At 68.6% G+C, this 19082-nt stretch carries 20 protein-coding genes; 15 read left to right on the plus strand and 5 right to left on the minus strand.

Features of this window, described 5'->3' with window-relative positions; genetic code table 11:
- Position 1 precedes the first annotated feature (1 nt).
- Complete coding sequence (coxB, locus tag U1701_RS04815) at positions 2–1141, minus strand: cytochrome c oxidase subunit II (RefSeq protein WP_332781374.1); 1140 nt, start codon at positions 1139–1141, stop codon at positions 2–4.
- Between the two features lie 252 nt (positions 1142–1393).
- Here coxB and pyrE point away from each other — a divergent pair, with 252 nt between their 5' ends.
- The 5 genes from pyrE (at position 1394) to U1701_RS04840 (ending at position 5212) form a co-directional block, all read left to right on the plus strand.
- A complete protein-coding gene (gene pyrE / locus U1701_RS04820) occupies positions 1394–1975 on the plus strand; it encodes an orotate phosphoribosyltransferase (protein ID WP_332781451.1) in 582 nt (193 codons plus the stop codon).
- On the plus strand, positions 1972–2700 hold the full coding sequence (locus U1701_RS04825) for a pyridoxine 5'-phosphate synthase (RefSeq protein ID WP_332781375.1): 729 nt from the start codon (positions 1972–1974) through the stop codon (positions 2698–2700). Before pyrE ends, U1701_RS04825 begins: the two co-directional genes overlap by 4 nt.
- Positions 2701–2806: 106 nt before the next feature.
- Positions 2807–3223 carry a holo-ACP synthase gene (gene acpS / locus U1701_RS04830; protein WP_332781376.1) on the plus strand — a complete coding sequence of 139 codons (417 nt, stop codon included), beginning with the start codon at positions 2807–2809 and terminating at the stop codon, positions 3221–3223.
- Positions 3220–4152, plus strand: a complete 933-nt coding sequence (lepB, locus tag U1701_RS04835) for a signal peptidase I (RefSeq protein ID WP_332781377.1) — start codon at positions 3220–3222, stop codon at positions 4150–4152. The genes acpS and lepB overlap by 4 nt, the downstream gene beginning before the upstream one ends.
- Positions 4153–4198: 46 nt before the next feature.
- Positions 4199–5212 carry an AI-2E family transporter gene (locus tag U1701_RS04840; protein ID WP_443025995.1) on the plus strand — a complete coding sequence of 338 codons (1014 nt, stop codon included), beginning with the start codon at positions 4199–4201 and terminating at the stop codon, positions 5210–5212.
- On the opposite strand, the gene U1701_RS04845 is transcribed toward U1701_RS04840, so the two are convergent.
- Complete coding sequence (locus U1701_RS04845) at positions 5205–6290, minus strand: glycosyltransferase (RefSeq protein WP_332781379.1); 1086 nt, start codon at positions 6288–6290, stop codon at positions 5205–5207. The two genes, U1701_RS04840 and U1701_RS04845, sit on opposite strands and share 8 nt — an antisense overlap.
- Before the next feature lie 72 nt (positions 6291–6362).
- Here U1701_RS04845 and U1701_RS04850 point away from each other — a divergent pair, with 72 nt between their 5' ends.
- The 3 genes from U1701_RS04850 to U1701_RS04860 are packed head-to-tail and all read left to right on the plus strand — an operon-like array spanning position 6363 to position 8995.
- On the plus strand, positions 6363–7286 hold the full coding sequence (locus U1701_RS04850; protein ID WP_332781380.1) for a hypothetical protein: 924 nt from the start codon (positions 6363–6365) through the stop codon (positions 7284–7286).
- Complete coding sequence (locus tag U1701_RS04855; RefSeq protein WP_332781381.1) at positions 7283–7795, plus strand: DUF2141 domain-containing protein; 513 nt, start codon at positions 7283–7285, stop codon at positions 7793–7795. Before U1701_RS04850 ends, U1701_RS04855 begins: the two co-directional genes overlap by 4 nt.
- Positions 7796–7801: 6 nt before the next feature.
- Complete coding sequence (locus U1701_RS04860; protein WP_332781382.1) at positions 7802–8995, plus strand: glycosyltransferase; 1194 nt, start codon at positions 7802–7804, stop codon at positions 8993–8995.
- On the opposite strand, the gene U1701_RS04865 is transcribed toward U1701_RS04860, so the two are convergent.
- Entirely contained in the window at positions 8940–10337 is a 1398-nt protein-coding gene (locus U1701_RS04865; protein ID WP_332781383.1) for a DUF2029 domain-containing protein, read from the minus strand. The two genes, U1701_RS04860 and U1701_RS04865, sit on opposite strands and share 56 nt — an antisense overlap.
- 212 nt (positions 10338–10549) lie before the next feature.
- Positions 10550–11275: a bifunctional 2-polyprenyl-6-hydroxyphenol methylase/3-demethylubiquinol 3-O-methyltransferase UbiG gene (gene ubiG / locus U1701_RS04870; protein ID WP_332781384.1), complete on the minus strand. Its 726-nt coding sequence runs from the start codon at positions 11273–11275 to the stop codon at positions 10550–10552.
- 52 nt (positions 11276–11327) lie between these two features.
- Between ubiG and U1701_RS04875 the strand changes: the two genes are divergently transcribed.
- Positions 11328–12590, plus strand: coding sequence for an aspartate kinase (locus tag U1701_RS04875; RefSeq protein WP_332781385.1), 1263 nt, complete (start codon positions 11328–11330; stop codon positions 12588–12590).
- 139 nt (positions 12591–12729) lie between these two features.
- Positions 12730–13749, plus strand: a complete 1020-nt coding sequence (locus U1701_RS04880) for an NAD(P)H-dependent flavin oxidoreductase (RefSeq protein ID WP_332781386.1) — start codon at positions 12730–12732, stop codon at positions 13747–13749.
- Here U1701_RS04880 and U1701_RS04885 read toward each other — a convergent pair whose 3' ends face one another.
- Entirely contained in the window at positions 13750–15051 is a 1302-nt protein-coding gene (locus U1701_RS04885; RefSeq protein ID WP_332781387.1) for a cation:proton antiporter, read from the minus strand. It lies immediately after the preceding gene.
- Positions 15052–15214: 163 nt separating this feature from the next.
- Here U1701_RS04885 and U1701_RS04890 point away from each other — a divergent pair, with 163 nt between their 5' ends.
- The 5 genes from U1701_RS04890 (at position 15215) to tolA (ending at position 18900) form a co-directional block, all read left to right on the plus strand.
- Entirely contained in the window at positions 15215–15985 is a 771-nt protein-coding gene (locus tag U1701_RS04890; RefSeq protein WP_332781388.1) for a hypothetical protein, read from the plus strand.
- Between the two features lie 106 nt (positions 15986–16091).
- Complete coding sequence (locus U1701_RS04895; protein WP_332781389.1) at positions 16092–16532, plus strand: YbgC/FadM family acyl-CoA thioesterase; 441 nt, start codon at positions 16092–16094, stop codon at positions 16530–16532.
- Positions 16529–17221, plus strand: coding sequence for a protein TolQ (gene tolQ, locus U1701_RS04900; protein WP_332781390.1), 693 nt, complete (start codon positions 16529–16531; stop codon positions 17219–17221). The genes U1701_RS04895 and tolQ overlap by 4 nt, the downstream gene beginning before the upstream one ends.
- A 148-nt stretch (positions 17222–17369) precedes the next feature.
- On the plus strand, positions 17370–17816 hold the full coding sequence (gene tolR, locus U1701_RS04905) for a protein TolR (protein WP_332781391.1): 447 nt from the start codon (positions 17370–17372) through the stop codon (positions 17814–17816).
- A 13-nt stretch (positions 17817–17829) separates the two neighbouring features.
- Entirely contained in the window at positions 17830–18900 is a 1071-nt protein-coding gene (tolA, locus tag U1701_RS04910) for a cell envelope integrity protein TolA (RefSeq protein WP_332781392.1), read from the plus strand.
- The last annotated feature ends 182 nt before the right edge of the window (positions 18901–19082 follow it).

Raw genomic sequence — 19082 nt, forward strand, 5'->3', positions numbered from 1 at the left:
ATCACTGTCCAGCTGTGCCGGCGCCGGCCGGGTTGGAGGTCGCACCCTGCGTCGTCGCGGGTGCTGCAGTCGTCACGTTCTCGACCGGGCCGGTGGCGTTCGCGGCGGCATCCGCCTCGCTCACCTTGGCCGCGGAGCCGTCGGCACCCGGCTGCGGAATGACCTTGTCAGAGGCCTTGCCCGGGGTCGGCATCGTGCCGCCCTTGGCGCGGACCCAGGCGGCGAACTGCGCCGGCGGGACCGCCTCGACTGCGATCGGCATAAACGCGTGACGCGCGCCGCACAGCTCGGAGCACTGGCCGAAATAGAGGCCCGGCTTGTCGATCGTGAAGCTCGTCTCGTTGAGGCGGCCAGGGATCGCATCGAGCTTGATCCAGAAGGCAGGAACCGCCCAGCTGTGGATCACGTCGTTGGCGGTGGTGATCAGCCGAATCGGCACGCCCACCGGCAGCACGATGCGGTTGTCCGCGGCGAGCAGGCGGGGACCGTCGGCGTCGGTGCGCGCACGCTCGCCGGGGCCGACCTGATCCTTTTCCTTCAGCATGTTGGCGGTGACTTCGAAGCCACCGTTATCCGGATATTGGTACGTCCAATACCATTGATTGCCGATCGCCTTCAGCGTCACCGCGCCGGCGGGCGCCGGTTTGAACTGCGCCTGCAGCAGCCCGATCGACGGCACCGCGATCAGCACCAGGATGACCACCGGAGCCAGCGTCCAGATGATCTCGATCAGCGTGTTGTGGCTGGTCTTCGACGGCACCGGGTTCGCCGCGCGGCGATAGCGGAACATCACCCAGAACAGCAGCACCAGCACCAGCAGGCACACCGCGGTGATCGTCGGCATCAGGATCGAATCGTGCATCCAGTGCGCGAACACGCCGTTCTTGGTCACCTGCGTCTGCAGGCCGATGCGGCCGGCGGTCGGCTGGCCGACATGCGCGATCGGGGACATGGCGGGCGCGCCGTCCATCGCCAGGTCCGGGCTGGCCGGATTCGCCGTCGCGGGTGCCGCCGCCGTGGTGGGGGCCGCGGCGGATACACCGGCCGGCCCTGCGGCGGCGGTCGGTGCCGGCTGTGGTGTCGGCTGGGCCGCCTGGCCCGCGACGCTGCCCAGACCCGCTAGTGCGAGCCCCGCAACCATCGCAATTCCTCTCATCCCCGATATGCGCATCGTTATCCTTGATCCCGTTTGCGATGGCAGAAAACCCATTTGCCATGGGTTGGCCGGCACCTACATGCCCTTTGACCGTGGCCTATACGCGGGGGGGGCACCAGCCTCAAGCGCCGTCGCCGACGAATTTTACCGCGCCGTCCCCGCTCGCGTTGCACAGGGGACGGGGCGCTCCTATCAGCGGCGCGTTGCGCTTGGGAGTTCCCGATGACCGATCCGATGATGACCGAAGACGCCGTGCTGGCCGAGTTCCGCGCCGCGGATGCGTTGCTGGAGGGGCATTTCATCCTGTCGTCGGGCTTGCGCAGTTCGCGCTACCTGCAATGCGCCCGCGTCCTGATGGACCCGGCGCGCGGCGCGCGGCTGTCTGAAGCGCTGGCCGCGCAAATCCCGGCCGAGCTGCGCACCCGGATCGCCGCGGTCGTGTCGCCGGCGATGGGCGGGGTGATCGCGGGCCATGAAATGGCGCGCGCGCTGGGGGTCGAGGCGATGTTCCTCGAACGGCCGGACGGCGTGTTCGAACTCCGCCGCGGGTTCCGGCTCGAACCGGGGCAGCACGTGTTGATGATGGAGGACGTCGTCACCACCGGGCTCAGCTCGCGCGAGGCGATCGCAGCGATCGGCCGCGCCGGCGGGGTGACCGTGGCCGCCGCGGCGCTGGTCGACCGGTCGAACGGGTCGGCTGATCTGGGCGTGCCGTTCTTCCCGCTGATCCGGCTCGACGTGCCGACCTATGCCGCCGACGCGCTGCCGCCCGAACTCGCGGCGATCCCCGCAATCAAGCCGGGGAGTCGGGCGGCATGAGCGCTACCTTGCGGCTCGGCGTCAACATCGATCACGTCGCGACGGTACGCAACGCGCGCGGCGTCGGCTATCCCGATCCGGTCCGCGCGGCGATGATCGCGGCGGCGGCGGGCGCCGACGGCATCACCGCCCATCTGCGCGAGGACCGTCGGCACATCACCGACGACGACATCGCGCGGCTGTCGGATCAGCTTACCATCCCGCTCAACCTCGAAATGGCGGCGACCGACGAGATGCTCGCGATCGCGCTGCGCCATCGCCCCCACGCCGCGTGCATCGTTCCCGAAAAGCGCGAGGAGCTGACCACCGAGGGCGGGCTCGACGCGGCGGGCCTGTATGACCGGCTCGCGCCGATGGTGGCGGCACTGGCCGCGGCGGGAATACGCGTATCGTTGTTCGTCGAGCCGTCCGCGCAGCAGATCGAAGCCGCGATCCGGCTTGGTGCGCCGGTCGTCGAACTGCACACCGGGCGTTATGCCGAGCTCGACGGCGACGCGCAGGCGACGGAACTGCGCCGGCTGGCCGACGCGGCAGCGCTCGCCGCGAAGAACGGGATCGAAGTGCATGCTGGCCACGGTCTGACCTATGCCAACGTCGCGCCGATCGCCGCCATCCCGCAGGTCCGCGAACTGAACATCGGCCATTTCCTGGTCGGCGAAGCGCTGTTCGTCGGCCTCGGCGAAGCGGTGCGCCAGATGCGCGACGCGATGGACGCCGCGCGGTGATCCTGCCGGTCCGTCACCCCAGCGAAGACTGGGGTCTCCCGGGTATCGAGCGCGCGCTTGCCGCACGAGACCCCAGCCTTCGCTGGGGTGACGGACACCATCGGTCATGATCCTCGGCCTCGGTTCCGACCTCTGCAACATCGAGCGGATCCAGTCCTCGCTCGACCGCTTCGGCGACCGTTTCGAAACCCGCGTCTTCACGGCGGTCGAGCGCGCCAAGGCCGCCCGGCGCCCGTTCACGAAGGCGGGCACCCTCGCCAAGCGCTTCGCTGCCAAGGAAGCCTTTTCCAAGGCCGTCGGCACCGGTTTTCGCGACGGCGTGTTCATGAAGGACATCGGCGTCGTCAACGCAGCGTCCGGCGCGCCCACGCTCGCGTTGACCGGCGGGGCGAAGGCGAGGCTTGACGCGTTGGTACCGCCGGGCCACGTCGCCCGCGTACATTTGACCATGACCGACGATCATCCTTGGGCCCAGGCCTTCGTGATCATCGAGGCCATCGCTGCACCGGACGAGACTCGATGAAGGACGCGCTGTTGGACGGCACCGAAACGCCCCAGGCCGACGCGGCATCGCCCGCCAAGCGCCGCGGCACCGACTGGTGGGGCGAGGTCAAGGGCATCTTCTGGCTGATCCTGGTCGTGCTTGGCTTCCACAGCTTCATCGCCAAGCCGTTCTACATACCCTCCGAATCGATGCTGCCCGGCTTGCGCATCGGCGACCGGCTGGTGGTGACGAAGTTCGCCTATGGCTGGTCGTTCGTCTCGCCGACGATCCCCAACCCGGTCGCGATCTTCAAGGGGCTCGTGCTGCACCAGCCCGAGGAGAGCTGGAGCGTCGCGGTGCCGTTCATGAAGGGGCGTCTGCTCGGCTCGCTGCCGACGCGGGGTGATGTCGTGATCGTGACGCCGCCGGGCACGCACAACGACTATATCAAGCGCGTCATCGGCCTGCCTGGCGACCGGCTCGAGGTGCGCGGCGGGGTCGTGATCCTCAACGGCAAGCCGGTGCAGCGCGGGCCCGTCCACGACACGCTGATCCCGGTCGATACCAACAGTCCGTGCGCCGAGATCGACTATCCCGGCGCGCGCGAGACGCTGGGCGATGGGCGGATGATATGCCGCCTGCCGACGATCACCGAGACGCTACCGAACGGCCGCCATTACGAGACGGTCGAACTCGGCTGGAGCCCCGGCGACGATTACGGCCCGATCACCATTCCGGCGAACCATGTGTTTTTGATGGGCGATAACCGCGATCGCAGCGCCGACAGCCGCTTCGCCTTGACGCAGCTCGGGCTCGGCGGGCCGGTGCCGTATGAGAATCTCGGTGGACGTGCGGAGTTCATCACCTTCAGCCTCGACGGCGACGCGACCTACAACCCGCTGACCTGGTGGGGATCGCTGCGCGGCGGCCGCGCCGGCACGTCGCTCCATCCTGCAACGGACAAGTGACGTGAGCGACCCCGGCTTCGTCGAGCAGGAGGCGAGCCCCAACGAAATGCGCGATCCGCTGGTGCGCGCGGAGCTGAAGCGCGCGTCGATCTGGCTGGGCCTCGCCTGCGGAATCGCGCTGGCGGTCGTGCTGGTCCAGCCACTGCTGATCATCTTCGCCGGGATCGTCTTCGCCGCGTTGCTCGACGGCGGAGTGCGGCTGCTGGGGCGGGTGTTGCCGATCGGTCGCGGCTGGCGGCTGCTGATCGTGGTGGTGCTGACCATCGCGTTCCTGATGGGGACCTTCTACCTCACGGGCGTCCAGGTCGCCGACCAGTTCAACCAGCTCCGCTCGACGCTGGAAACCCAGGCGACCCGCTTCAGCGGCTGGCTGACCGGGCTGGGGCTGATGCCCGGTGCGTCGGACATGAACGGGCTTGTTCGCCAAGCGATGGGATCGGTCGGCAAGCTGACCACCTGGGTCAGCGGCGCGGTCGGCGCGATCACCAGCCTGTTCATGATCATGGTCATCGGCCTCTTCATCGCGATGGAGCCCGGCATCTACGCGCGCGGCCTGACGTGGCTGGTGCCGACCGATCTCCGCGGCGAATTCGCCAGGACGCTCGACACGATGGGCGACACGCTGCGGCGCCTGCTCGCCGGACGCCTGCTCGGCATGCTGGCGGAAGGAATCCTGACCTGGTTCGTGCTGATGATCGGCGGCGTGCCGATGGCGATGATCCTCGGCATCCTGACCGGCCTGCTCGCCTTCATCCCCAATATCGGCGCGTTCGTGTCGGGCGCGCTGATGGTAGCGGTGGGCTATTCGGCCGGCGCGGATACCGGGTTGTGGGCGATCGGCACCTATCTGGTGGTGCAGACCTTCGACGGCTACGTGCTGCTGCCGATCGTCGCCAAGAAGACGGTCGATTTGCCGCCCGCGCTGACTCTCGGCGCGCAGATCCTCGCGAGCGCGCTGTTCGGGATTCTCGGGCTGGCGCTGGCCGATCCGATGACCGCGATGATCAAGACCGCGCTCGAGCGTCGGTCCGAACGCGAGGAAGAGCGCGCGACTAGCTGACGAGGCGGTCGAACAGCGCCAGATAGCTAGCGGCGGAGTCGGCGCCGGGCTGCGGCACTGGGACGGGGCGCGGGGTGACCAGCCAGTGGTCGAGCGCGGCCACCAAAGCCCGCCGATCCTCCAGCGGCACGATCGTACCGAGCGCGGCGTCCTCGACGATCTCCGCGACCGCGCGGCTCGATGCGGTCGAGACCACCGGCGTACCCACCGACAACGCCTCGCGCAGCACCCCCGGCACGCCTTCGAAGTCGGAGGTCAGCGCGAGCACTGCGGCGCCCGCCATCGCCGGAAACGGGTCGGCGACGTGACCGAGCAGGTGCACGCGGTCGCCAAGACCGAGCGCCGCGACGTGCGCGGTCAGAGCCGACCGCGCGGTCCCTTCGCCGAGGATGACGAGCGGAATCGGCGCCGCCAGCGCCGGCATCGCCGCGATCAGCCGGTCCCAGCGCTTCTGGGGTTCGAGCCGTCCGACGCCTAGGATGTAGCGGTCGGGAAGCGCCGGCTGCGCGCTGCCGGCGATCGCCGCGGCGGGCGGGTTCGGAATGACGCTGACCCGTCCCGTCATCCGTAACGCGGCGGCTGCTTGTGCCGCCGTGTTGGGCGTCATCGCGACCAGGTGATCGAGGAACAGCCCATGGGTCGCGAGCCAGGCGGCATGGACCCGGCGCATCGCCCGGCCATGATCGCCGCGGACCGGCGCGTTGGACATCTTGCCAACGATCGGCGGACACGCCGCACCCAGCCGCAGCCGGGTCCAGGCGGCAAGCCCGGTATAGTGATTGCCCGGACAGAAGATGATGTCAGGCGCCGCATCGCGGACCATGCCGGGCAGTGTCCGCCAGGTCATGCCCGTCACCACCGCAACGCCAGGCGGCAGTTCCGCGGCGAGCGGCCCCGCGTCCGACCCGAGCAGCAGCGTGACGTGCCGTCCGGCGGCGATCCAGGCGCGGATCAGGCGCAATTGCGCGCGCTCGACCCCGCCGCCGCGCAGGTCCTCCGCATAGCTCAGGATGTGATCGGCGGTCGGCATCGCAAGGCGGGTAGAGCCGAGAATGCGACCGATTGGAACTATGTTCATGCGGGTGCCATAAACTGCGTGCTTAAGGGCCGGGCGGCGCAGCTGGCCGCCCGGGCGAACGAGGACGAACGATTGGCTAGCCGCGTGGCGGACACTGGACGGGGACCGGCGGACATTGCCGGGCTCGAGCCGCTCAAGACGATTCGCAGCCGCTGGCCCGCCATCATCGGCGGCGTGCTGACGCTCGCGATGATCGCGGGGCTGGCGCGCGAGCTGTTCGGGCAGGGGCTGGCCGGGCTCAGCCGTTCGCTGCCGCACGATCCGCGCTTCTATCTCTGCTTCGCCGCGCTCTACATGTCGCTGCCGACCGGCGACTACATCATCTTCCGGCGGCTCTGGGGAATCCCGATCGGCGGCTTGGTCGCGCTGATCAAGAAGCGGATCGCGAACGAAGTCGTGTTCGGCTATTCGGGCGAGGCCTATTTCTATTCCTGGGCGCGGTCGCGCGCGCGGATGGTGGCGGCGCCGTTCGGCGCGGTGAAGGACGTCAGCATCCTCTCGGCGATCGCCGGCAACGCGATCACACTGGCGATGATCGCGGTCGCGCTCCCGCTCGGCCGCAGCCTGCTCAACCCCGACCAGTTCCGCATCGTGCTCGGGTCGGCGGCGATCACGCTGGGGATGTCGCTGCCCTTCCTGCTGTTCTCGCGCCGCGTCTTCTCGCTGCCGCGGACCAGCCTGTGGTGGGTGTTCGGCGTGCACTGCGTCCGGCTGGTGGTGGGATCGGTGCTGATTGCGCTGGCCTGGCATTTCGCGCTGCCGGGGGTGTCGGTGGGGATGTGGCTGTTCCTCGCGGCCGGCCGCCTGCTGGTGTCGCGCCTGCCACTGGTGCCCAACAAGGACCTGTTGTTCGCCAATTTTGCGATCCTGCTGATCGGGCAGGACCGGACGTTGTCCGAATTGATCGCGTTCACCGCCGCGCTGACCTTGCTCGTCCATGTCGTGCTGATCGCGCTGTTCAGCCTCCACGCGCTCGCCACCCGGAAGTCCGCATGAAGCGCCTCGGTCTGTGTCTATTGCTGGCGTCCGGACCGGCCGCGACTCAAGGTATCCTCGGTCCCGACGCCGCGGCCTGTCGCGCCAGCGAAGGGCCCGCGATCCAGGTCGATGCGACCGGGTTGAAGGACCGCACCGGCGACCTGAAGCTCGAGCTCTATCCCGCCAACGAAACCGATTTCCTGAAACCCGACAAGGATCTGCTGGCCGCCGGCAAGACGTTTCGACGGATCAGCGTAACGACGCCGGCCGCGGGCGCGATCGCGCTATGCCTGCGGGTGCCGCGGCCCGGTCGCTATGCGTTGCTGCTGGTCCACAATCGCGACGGCAAGAACAAGTTCAGCTTCTGGAGCGACGGCGCGGGCTTCCCCGGCAACGTGAAGCTCGGTCGCGCGCGCCCGAAGGTCGGGCAGGCGCTGATCGATGTCGGGTCGGGGATCACCGTCACGCATATCCGGTTGCAATATCTGCGCGGACTGGGCGGTTTCGGCCCGGTCGATCCGGGTTGAACGGCGATGCGGATCGTCGACGTCAACGAATTCTACTCGCCCGCCGGCGGCGGGGTGCGGACCTATATCGACCGCAAGATGGGGATCCTGGCCGATCTGGGGCACGAGCTGATCGTCGTCGCGCCGGGCCGCGAGGACCGGATCGAGGACAGGCCCGGCGGCGGGCGGATCATCTACCTCAAGTCACCGGCGATGCCGTTCGACAGCAATTACGGCCTGTTCTGGGATGCCGGTGCGATCCACGACGTGCTCGACGATCTCGACCCCGACGTCGTCGAATGCTGTTCGCCGTGGCGCCCCGCCTGGTTCGTCGGCGACTGGCAGGGCGGCTGGGACCGTAACGCCGTGAAGGTCTTCTTCATGCACAACGACAATATCGCGGCATACGCCCAGCGCTGGTTCTCGGGAATCGCCAGCCACGACCGGATCGAACAGGGTTTCGCCTGGTACAGCCGCTACATGAGCCGCTTCCTCGCCAAATACGATGCGGTGGTCACCAACGGCCCCGCGCTGGAGAAACGGCTCCGCGCGCGTGGGCTGCGGATCGACGCGGCGATGCCGCTGGGGATCGAGCGCGGCCATTTCTCGCCGACCTTGCGCGATCCCCGTCTGCGCCGCTCGCTGCTCGCGCAATGCGGGTTGCCCGAGGATGCGATGCTTCTGCTCGGGCTCGGCCGGCACCACGGCGAGAAGCGTTGGCCGCTGGTGGTCGACGCCGCGACGCGCGCGGGAACGACGCTGCCGATCGGGCTGATCCTGATCGGCACCGGCGCGCAGAGCCGCGCGATCGAGCGGCGGATCGGCGGATCGCCGCACATCCGCATGTTCGCGCCGGTCTATGACCGCGAACGGCTCGCGCGGATCATGGCGAGCTGCGACGCGCTGATCCACGGATCGGAGGCCGAGCCGTTCGGGCTGGTCGCGTCGGAGGCGATGGCGTCGGGCCTGCCGCTGATCGTCCCCGACAGCGGCGGTTGCGCCGAGGTCGCCGATCCGCTGACCAGCGAACTCTACGCGGCGCGCGATGCCGGTGCGGCGGCGGACGCGATCGGGCGGCTGTACGCGCGCGATTCGGTGATGCTGCGCCGCGCGGCATGCGTCGCGGCGGGCAAGGTGCGCAGCGACCGCGAACACGCCGTCGAGCTCATGGACTATTATGCCGGACTGGTGGCGGCGAAGCGGACGTCACGTACAGGCTGAACCGGTCCGACACGCGGATTCGTCGACCGCGCGCCATCGCCGCGTCGAGCGCAGGGTCGCCTGCGGTCGCTTCGGATTCGCCGCCGGTGAGGATGACGGTTCCGGGCGCGAACCCCGCACGGTCGCGCGACATCAGGTGCAGGCGGCGTTCGGCAGCCGGATCGAGCAGGCCGTGGCTGCGGAAGTAGAACGGACCGGCGGCGAAGCGGGGATCGGGCAGCCGCCCGGTCATCGGCAAGATCTCGGGCGAGAGCGTCGCGATCGGGCCGGGCAGGGCATTGGCGTCGAGCGTACGCTTCACCGCGCGGCCTTCGCGCAGCGCCGCGGCGAGCGAGAGCCGACCGGACTCCGCGACCGCCACGATCGACGGGATCACGCCGATGAGAGCGAACGTTGCGAACAGCATGGCGGTACGGCGGGTCGGTGGCCGCTCCGCCCAGGCTAACCCCAAGCCGACGAACAGCGGCGAAAGCACGGGCAGCAGATATTGCCGCCAAGTCGGGAACGGCAGCAGCGCGGCGACCGCCCCCGCGACGATCAGCCAGTCATACACCCCAGCCTTTCGCCGTGCCCATGCCGCGCGCGCGACGACGAACAGCGCCGGTAATGCGGTGCCGAGCGCGAGGAATTTGAGCGTATCGACGGCCTTGGCCGCCCAGGACAGTTTCCACGGGCGCGACGCGTAGAATTCGGCGGGCGCGCGTGCGGGAAAGTGCACCGTGCCGAACAGGAATCCCTCGGCGCTGAGCGCATAGGTCCCGGCGACGAACGCGAGCACCGGCGCCGCGCCTAGCGCGACCAGCGGCCAGCGATGCCCGCGGTGCGTCAGCGCGTACAAACCATAGGCTGCGGCCGGGAGCGCATAAGAGATCTTCGCCGCCGCCGCCGCCGCTAGGCAGGCGCCGATCAGCAGCGGTGCGTTCCCCCGCGCGTGTCCCCAGATCGCCGCGGCCAGAAGCGCGGCGGGCAGCGCGTCGTTGCGCGCGGTGCCGATCCCGAACAGCAGGATGTCGCAGCTCGCGAACAACGCGGCGACCGCAAGCGCTGTGGCAGGGCGGACGCCAGCAGCGCGCAGCGCGGTGTGGACGAAGCCGACCGCTGCGAGGCCGAGCAATGCGTTGGCGATCCGCAATGCAGGCCAAGTCCACGGCCCCGCAGCCCACGCGATCGGCGCGAACAGGAACGGCTGCAGCGGCGTCTGCAGATAGGCGAAGTCGCGGTACGGCAGCAGCCCGTGTGCGGTCAGGACCGTGGCGGCGACATATTGGCTCTCGTCATGGTCGACCGGGCGGAGCAACGCGAACGCGATGAAAAGGACCGCGAGTGCTGCCCACCCCGCCATGTGTCCCCGCAAAGGCGGGGACCCAGACTGGACCCCCGCCTTCGCGGGGGAACAATCTTGGCAAACGCGGGGCTGCATCATGCCACCCCGGCGAAGGCCGGGGCCCAATTGGCAAGGCCTGTGCAATGAAGCGCAGCGCTCCGTTGGCAACGTTCCCCAATTGGGCCCCGGCCTTCGCCGGGGTGGGGCCGACGGTGAAGCACAGCCGGAGCCTACGCCTTCACCGCCGTGATAAAGTAATCGAGCGCGGTCGACGCGCCCAACGCAAACCCGGTCGCCGGCGAAAACACCAGCCCGCGCGTATCCGTCACCCGCAGCCCGGCATCCGCCAGCAACGCGGTCAGCTCGTCGGGCGTCAGGAACCGGTTCCAGTCATGCGTGCCGCGCGGGATCCGCCCGGTTCCCTCCGCCACCGATATCAGCGCCAGCCGCGACAGCGGCGTCCGGTTCGGCGTCGACAGGATCAGCAGCCCGCCCGGCGCGATCGTTCCTGCCAGTCCGCGCACGAACCCCGCCGGATCGCTGACATGCTCGATAACCTCCAGGCTGGTGACCAGGTCGAACTGGCCGGTCATCGTCTCGACCCCGCAGGCGCGATAGTCGATCGCGAGCCCGCTCTGCGCCGCATGCGCCTCCGCCACCGCGATATTCTCGGGCGCCGCATCGATCCCGGTGACCGCCGCCCCCAGCCGCGCCAGCGGCTCGCACAGCAACCCCGCACCACATCCGACATCCAGTGCGCGACGCCCAGCAAGCGGCGTGAAGCCGACCGCATCGCCGCCCCAATGCGCGTCCACCTGCTCGCGGATATAGCGCAGCCGCGCCGGGTTCAGCTTGTGCAGCATCGCCGACGAGCCCTTGGGGTCCCACCAGTCCTGCGCCATCGCGCCGAAATGCGCGGCTTCCCGCGCGTCGATCGTCGTACTTGCCACCGTCATGCCCGCTTCCTATCAGGGCCGCCGCTTCGACCCAAAGGGATTTGCGCTGTCCATGGCCCGTATCGTGATGAAGTTCGGCGGCACGTCGATGGCCGGGATCGAACGGATCCGCAACGTCGCCGCGCGCGTCAAGCGCGAGGTCGATGCGGGCAACCAGGTCGCCGTCGTCGTCTCGGCGATGGCCGGCGAGACCGACCGGCTCGTCAATTTCTGCCGCGAAGCCTCGTCGCTGTACGATGCCAAGGAATATGACGTTGTCGTCTCGGCGGGCGAACAGGTGACGAGTGGCCTGCTCGCGATCGCCTTGCAGGCCGCCGGCGTGCCCGCGCGCAGCTGGCTCGGCTGGCAGCTCCCGATCAACACGTCCGACGCCCACGCCTCTGCGCGTATCGGCGAGATCGACACCGCCGCGCTCGACGCCAGCCTCGCCGACGGCGTGGTCGCGGTAATCCCGGGTTTCCAGGGCGTCGCCGACGGCCAGCGCGTCACCACGCTCGGCCGCGGCGGCTCCGACACCTCGGCCGTCGCGATGGCCGCGGCGATGAAGGCCGATCGCTGCGACATCTATACCGACGTCGACGGCGTCTACACCACCGACCCGCGCATCGTGCCGCGGGCGCGCAAATTGTCGAAGGTGACGTACGAAGAGATGCTGGAACTCGCCAGCGTCGGCGCCAAGGTGCTGCAGACCCGCTCTGTCGGCCTGGCGATGAAGGAAAACGTGCGCGTGCGCGTGCTGTCCTCGTTCGAGGATGGCGATACGACCGACGGTCATCGCGGCACATTGATCGTGAGCGAAGAGGAAATCGACGACATGGAACGCCAGCTCATCACCGGCATCGCGCACGACAAGAACGAGGCGAAGATCACGCTGACGCAGGTCAGCGACCGGCCCGGATCGGTCGCCGCGATCTTCGCGCCGCTCGCCGATGCCGGCATCAACGTCGACATGATCGTGCAGAACGTCGCGCATGCGACCGGCGGGGCCAAGTCGACCGACGTGACCTTTACCGTCCCTGCGGCGGACCTGGCGCGCTCGCTCGACGTGCTCGACAAGGCCAAGGACTCGATCGGCTATGCCACCGTGGTCCACGACACGCGCGTGGCGAAGGTCTCGGTGGTCGGCGTCGGCATGCGCAGCCACGCCGGCGTCGCCGCGACGATGTTCACCACGCTCGGCGAGCGCGGCATCAACATCCAGGCGATCGCGACGTCGGAGATCAAGGTCAGCGTGCTGATCGAAGAGGATTACACCGAACTCGCCGTCCGCGTGCTGCATACGGCGTACGGTCTCGATGCAGAGGATGCGGCTTGACGTCCGCCTCCCTCGTTACCCCAGCCCCCTCCGTCACCCCAGCGAAGGCTGGGATCTCGTGCGGCGAGGGCGCGCTATGTTACCGGGAGATCCCAGCCTTCGCTGGGATGACGGAATTTTATCAGTCAGGATTGTGCGCATGAGCATCGGCACCGATCGCCTCGCCCGCCGGATGGCGCGCGGCGCCGCGTTCCTCGGGTCCGAGGTCGCGATCCTCGGCGGCGCGATGTCGTGGGTCAGCGAGCGCAACCTAGTCTCCGCCATCTCCAACGCAGGCGGCTTCGGCGTGATCGCGTGCGGCGCGATGACCCCGGCGTTGCTCGACACCGAGATCGCCGCCACGAAAGCGCTTACGGACAAGCCGTTCGGCGTGAACCTGATCACCATGCACCCCGATCTGTTCGCGCTGATCGATGTCTGCGCGAAGCACCAGGTCACGCATACCGTCCTCGCCGGCGGCCTGCCGCCCAAGGGCAGCATCGATGCGATCAAGGCGACGGGCGCGAAAGTCATCGCCTTCGCCCCCGCGCTGGCGCTCGCCAAGAAGCTCATCCGCAGCGGCGTCGACGCGCTGGTGATCGAGGGGATGGAGGCCGGCGGCCATATCGGCCCGGTCTCGACCAGCGTGCTGGTGCAGGAGATGCTGCCCGAGATCGCCGAGCAGGTTCCGGTGTTCGTCGCCGGCGGGATCGGCCGTGGCGAGGCGATCGCCGGCTATCTCGATCAGGGCGCGGCGGGTGTACAGCTCGGCACGCGGTTCGTCTGCGGCACCGAATCGATCGCGCACCCCAATTTCAAGAAGGCGTTCATCAGCGCCTCAGCGCGCGATGCGGTGGCCAGCGTCCAGCTCGATCCGCGCCTGCCCGTGATCCCGGTGCGCGCCCTCAAGAATGCCGGCGGCGAACTCTTCACTGCCAAGCAGCGCGAGGTCGCCGGGCATCTCGATGCCGGCCGCGTCGAGATGATGGAGGCGCAGCTGCAGATCGAGCATTACTGGGCCGGCGCGCTGCGCCGCGCGGTGATCGACGGCGATATCGAACATGGCTCGGTGATGGCCGGCCAGTCGGTCGGCATGGTCAAGAAGGAAGAGCCGGTCGCCGACATCATTGCGACGCTGATGGCCGAAGCCGCCAGCGCGCTGGAGGCGCGCGCCGCCTGACTAGACTGGCGTCTTCTTGACGATCCCCAGCGCGCGATAGTGGAGGTGAAGCCGGTTCAGCGCCGGCGTCACCAGCACGCCGTGCATCAGGATCGACCCCGCGATGATCAACCCCAACGTACCCCACAGGCTGAACTCGTACGCGAACTCGGCATGGTTGAACCCGTAGCTGAGATAATAGACCGACCCCAGCCCGCGGATCCCGAAGAACGCGATGATCGCGCGCTCGAGCCTGGGGCGCTCGACCCCGATCAGGCTGATCCACCCCGCGAGCGGCCGGATCACCAGCAGCATGATCGCCGCGAACAGCATTTCGCGCCAGCCGAGCCCGTCGAGCAGCCCCGCCGCCAGCATCCCGCCGAACATCAGCAGCAACAGCATCATCAGCAGCCGCTCCGATTCGTCGGCGAAATCGTGCAATCGCTTGTTGAAATCATGCCCCTGGGCGGCGCGGCGGATCATCAGACCGGCGACGAACACCGCGAGAAAGCCGTATCCGTGCGCGAATTCGGTCGCGGTGTAGACGAACAGCGTCGCGCCAAGCGCAATGAAGCCATCGCCCGTCTTCGACAGCCGCGTACCCGACGGCAAATGGTACAGGATGAAGCCGACCACCCAGCCGAGCGCACCGCCGACGACAAGACCGGCGGATAGCTTCCACAGCACGTCGCTGACCACCCAGTCGGACAGCACCGCGCTCGTCAGGCCGCCCGCCGCCGAGATCGCGATCGCGAGATGGATGAAGGGAAAGGCGAGCGCGTCGTTCAGCCCCGCCTCGCTGGTCAGCGCGAACTTCGCCTCGGCCTGCTCCTCGTTCTCGTCATGCGCGATCTGCACGTCGCCCGCGAGCACCGGGTCGGTCGGTGCCAGCGACCCTGCGAACAGCAGCGCGGTCGCCAGTCCGAGTCCCAGGAGTTCGTGCCCGAGCCACATCACCAGCACGATTGTCAGCGGCATGGCGATCCCCAGCAGCCGCCAGGTGACGTTCCAGCTTTTCCACGCCATCACGCGTTCGATCTTGAGGCCGCCGCCCATCAGCGAGACGATTACGATCAGCTCGGTGGCGCGTTCGACCAGCCCCGGCATCTTGTCGGGATGCGGCGCCCAGGCCGAGAACGGCGCGACCGAGAACACCGCGTATCCGATCAGCACGCAGATGATCGGCAGCGACAAGGGCAGCTTCTTGAGCGCGATCGGCGCCCAGGCGACGAGCAGGATCATCGTGCCCAGCCCGAACAGAATCCCGAAATAATGCTCCTGCAGCACAGGTGCCTGCGCGGCGAGGGTCGTGGCTTCGGACATGATGAACGGTGGCTCCAATCCGGGGGCTTGCTCCACGGACGGTGAAGGCGGCTTCGCGCACAACGGGCGGCTGGTAAAATCGTGCCGTTGTTCTGCGGGCTTACCCGCTGTTAACCTTGTCCTGTCACCAGTATCGGGCCGGGGGGCCAGTGAGGTGATGTCGATGAATCGTGTTGTGCTGTCCGTTTCCGTCACCGCGACCGCCGCTGCGCTCCTCGCGGGATGTTCGCCACGTGAAGTCGCGCTGGTCACGCCGCCGCCGATCATGGTCCCGGTTCCCGCGCCGGCGATGCCCAAGGGCGCGTTCCCGGGGATGGTCATTCCCGTCGCGCTTCCCGATGGCTCGTATCCGACCCCCAACCGCAATCTGACCTCCGCGGCCAAGATCTGGCACCTGCGCGCCGCGCTCAACGTTGCCGCGCTGGCCTGCCGCGGGCCGCAGGAGGCGGTGATCGTCGCCGGTTACAATGCGATGCTGGCCGCGCAGAAGCCGGTGCTCACCACCGCCGAGGCGACCTATTCCAAGGAATACAAGGCGGGCGGCGGCGACTGGCAGGATCGCTACGACGATTCGATGACGCGGCTCTACAATTTCTTCTCGCAGAGCCCGGCGCGCGATGCCTTCTGCACGGCGGCCAGCGGCGTACTCGCCGACGGCGCCAGCGTGACGCCCGACCGGATGCCCGCCTTCGCGGCCGAGCGGCTGCCGCAGCTGGAGGCGCCGTTCACCGACTTCTACCGCGCCTATGATGCATGGCGTGGTCGGGCAGCGCCGGCGCGGCCGGTGCCCGCTCCGCTGGTGGCGGCGCGCCAATATGCGGCGAACACCTCAACACTGACGGTCACCCAGGCACGCCTGCAGCCGGTCTCGCAGCCGAGCGTGCCAGCCGCGCCGCGTCCGCAGCTGAAGCTCGATCCGAGCGTGTTTCAATAAGCCACCGGGCTCCTGCCGTCGCAGGGGCACGACACCGCGCGAAATCCTGCCCAATCGCTTTGATCCGCGGCGCGGTTCGGTTAACGGGTCGCCGATGGGACAGGACATGCCGACGGGAGGCCGCTTCGACGGACGCGAGCACCGCTTTCCAGTGCGCGTGTATTTCGAGGATACCGACCTGTCGGGCGTGGTCTATCACGCCAATTATCTGCGCTACATGGAGCGCGCGCGCTCCGACATGCTGCGCGTCGCGGGCATCGACCAGCGCGCCACCCATGAAGCAGGCGAGGGCGCCTATGCCGTCGCCAGCCTCAACATCCGCTATGCGGCGCCGGCCAGGCTCGACGATGACCTCGTCGTCATCACCCGGCTGACGCAATCGCGCGCGGCCAGCGTCGCCATTCATCAACGAGTCATGCGCGAGGCGCTTCTTCTCGCCGAAGCGGACATCGTCGTGGCGCTGGTTGCGCCCGGCGGTCGTCCGAAACGGCAACCGCGCGCCTGGACCGACATCTACGAACGCCTCGTTTGGCAGGGGGAATCATGAATCCGGTGTTCAATATGGACGGGGCGACGCTGTCGCCGGTCGCGCTGTTCCTCCAGGCCGACTGGGTGGTGAAGTTCGTCATGGCGGGGCTGTTGCTCGCCAGCATCTGGACCTGGGCGCTGATCATCGCGTTCTGGCGGCGGATCGGCCGGACGCGCAAGGCGATGGTCCGGTTCGAGCGCGACTTCTGGAAGGCCGAGGACATCGACGCCTTCTACAAGGCCGAAGGCGAGAACGATCTGCCATCGGCGCGCGTCTTCGCCGCTGGTGTCACCGAATGGCGGCGCTCGACCGCGGGCGGCACGATCGACAAGAACGGCACGCGCGAACGGCTCGCAACGACGATGGGCGCCGCGGCCGCGGGCGAGATCGACAAATTGTCCGATCGGCTCAACATCCTGGCGACGGTCGGCTCGGTGGCACCGTTCGTCGGGCTGTTCGGGACCGTCTGGGGCATCATGCGCAGCTTCACGAGCATCGCATCGGCGCAGAATTCGTCGCTGGCGGTGGTCGCACCGGGGATCGCCGAAGCGCTGTTCGCGACCGCGATCGGCCTGTTCGCCGCAATTCCCGCGGTGATCGCGTACAACCGCTTCAGCCACGGCATCAACCGCATCGAAGCCGCGCTCAACCGCTTCGCCGACGGTTTCCACACCACGCTCTCGCGCCAGCTGGATGGCAGCCGGTGAGGGGCCTGGAAATCCTCCCCGGTACGGGGAGGGGGACCGCGACGCGTAGCGGCGGGGTGGAGGGGGCTCTCCACGTAGCGCTCCGCCTGCCGACCGCCCCCTCTACCAGCTTCGCTGGTCCCGCTCCCCGTGCCGGGGAGGATTGCTGATGGCGATGAACCTTCCCTCCAACCGGGGTCGGGGACGGCGCGCGCCGATGGCGGACATCAACGTCACGCCCTTGGTCGACGTCATGCTGGTGCTGCTGATCATCTTCATGGTCACCGCGCCGCTGCTGACCGCCGGCGTGCCGGTGAACCTGCCCGATGCTCGCGCGAAGGCGCTCGATCAGGAGCAGAAACCGGTCGAGATCTCGCTCGACGAGAGCGGCCGCGTGTTCATCGACAAGGACGAGATCGGCGAGGATGTCCTGCCGGTCCGGCTCGCCGCGATCGCCGCCAGCCGTGCGGTCGGGCAGGAGCCGCAGGTGTTCCTGCGCGCCGATCGGAAACTCGATTACGGCCGCGTGATGCGCGTGATGGGCGAGCTCAACCGCGCCGGGCTCAACCGCGTCGCGCTGGTGACGGTCGAAGGCGGCGGGGACGCCGCAAACTAATGGTCGTGCGCTGATGGACCGTACCGAAAAGATCGGCCTTGGCGTCGCGATCGTCGGCCATGCGGTGCTGTTCGGGCTGTTGTCGGTCGGCTTCCTGGCGACGCCCAACCCCGCCAAGCTGCAGCAGCAGCCGATCGAGATCAGCCTGGTGCCCGACGTCGCGCTGGAGGCGACCGCACCGCAGAGCGTGAGCCCGCCCGCCGAATCAGTCGCGCCCGACGTCGGCGCGCCCGAGGACGCCGCGCCACCCGAGCCGCAGGAGGCCGAGCCCGAGCCGACCCCGCAGGCGCCGCCGCCTGCGCCGGCCCCCGAGCCCCAGCCAAAACCCAAGCCGGCGCCGCCCAAGCCTGCGCCTGCGAAGCCGGCCAAGCCCACGCCGCCGAAACCGGAGCCCAAGCCCGTGCCGAAACCGGCGCCCGCCGCCAAGCCCAAGCCGGTCCGCAAGCCCGAGCCCGCCAAGGCTGCACCGGCAAAACCGACGCCGGCCAAATCGGCGCCGACCAAAGCGGCCACGCCGGCCAAGTCCGCGACGTCCAAATCGGCGGCGAAGCCGTCGGCGTCCACGTCGGCGACCGGCAAGGCGTCGACATCCGCATCGTCGTCCAAGGCCAAGCCCGCCGCGGCCAAGGGCAGCGGATCGACCGCGACCGCCACCAATGCGCGGCCACGCGGATCGCGGCTCGGCGACAATTTCCTGAAAGGGCTGTCAGACCAGCCGTCGCCGAGCAAATCCGAGGCGCCGCGCGCGGCCAAGATCGACGCGCGCGCGATGGCCTCGATCGTCCAGGCGATCGCGCGGCAGATCCAGCCCTGCGCGGATCGCCAGGTCAATCCGGGCCCCGGCGCGAACCAGATCGTGACCAAGCTCAACCTGCGCCTGAACAAGGACGGCACGCTCGCCGCGACACCGCGGCAGGTGGGGCAAACGGGCGTCGACGACGAGAACCGTCGCTATGCGCAGCGCGTCGCCGATCTCGGCGTCGCCGCGTTCAAGGGCTGTTCGCCGCTGAAGCTGCCGGCGGAGTTCTACTCGACCGCGAATGGCGGGTGGAACAACATCAATTACAGCTGGCAGCTGCGGTGATGATGGCGGCGCCGGACACGGCCACCACCCCGGCGGAGGCCGGGGCCCAATTGGGTGACGTTTGTAACGGAGCCTGCGTAACGTTACTTCGACCTTCCCATTTGGGCCCTGGCCTACGCCGGGGTGGTGCTTGCTAAGCGTGCAGCGACGCACGTGGTCGAACGGTATGATAAAGGGATGCG

Source organism: Sphingomonas rhamnosi (assembly GCF_036663615.1).
Classification (GTDB): Bacteria; Pseudomonadota; Alphaproteobacteria; order Sphingomonadales; family Sphingomonadaceae; genus Sphingomonas.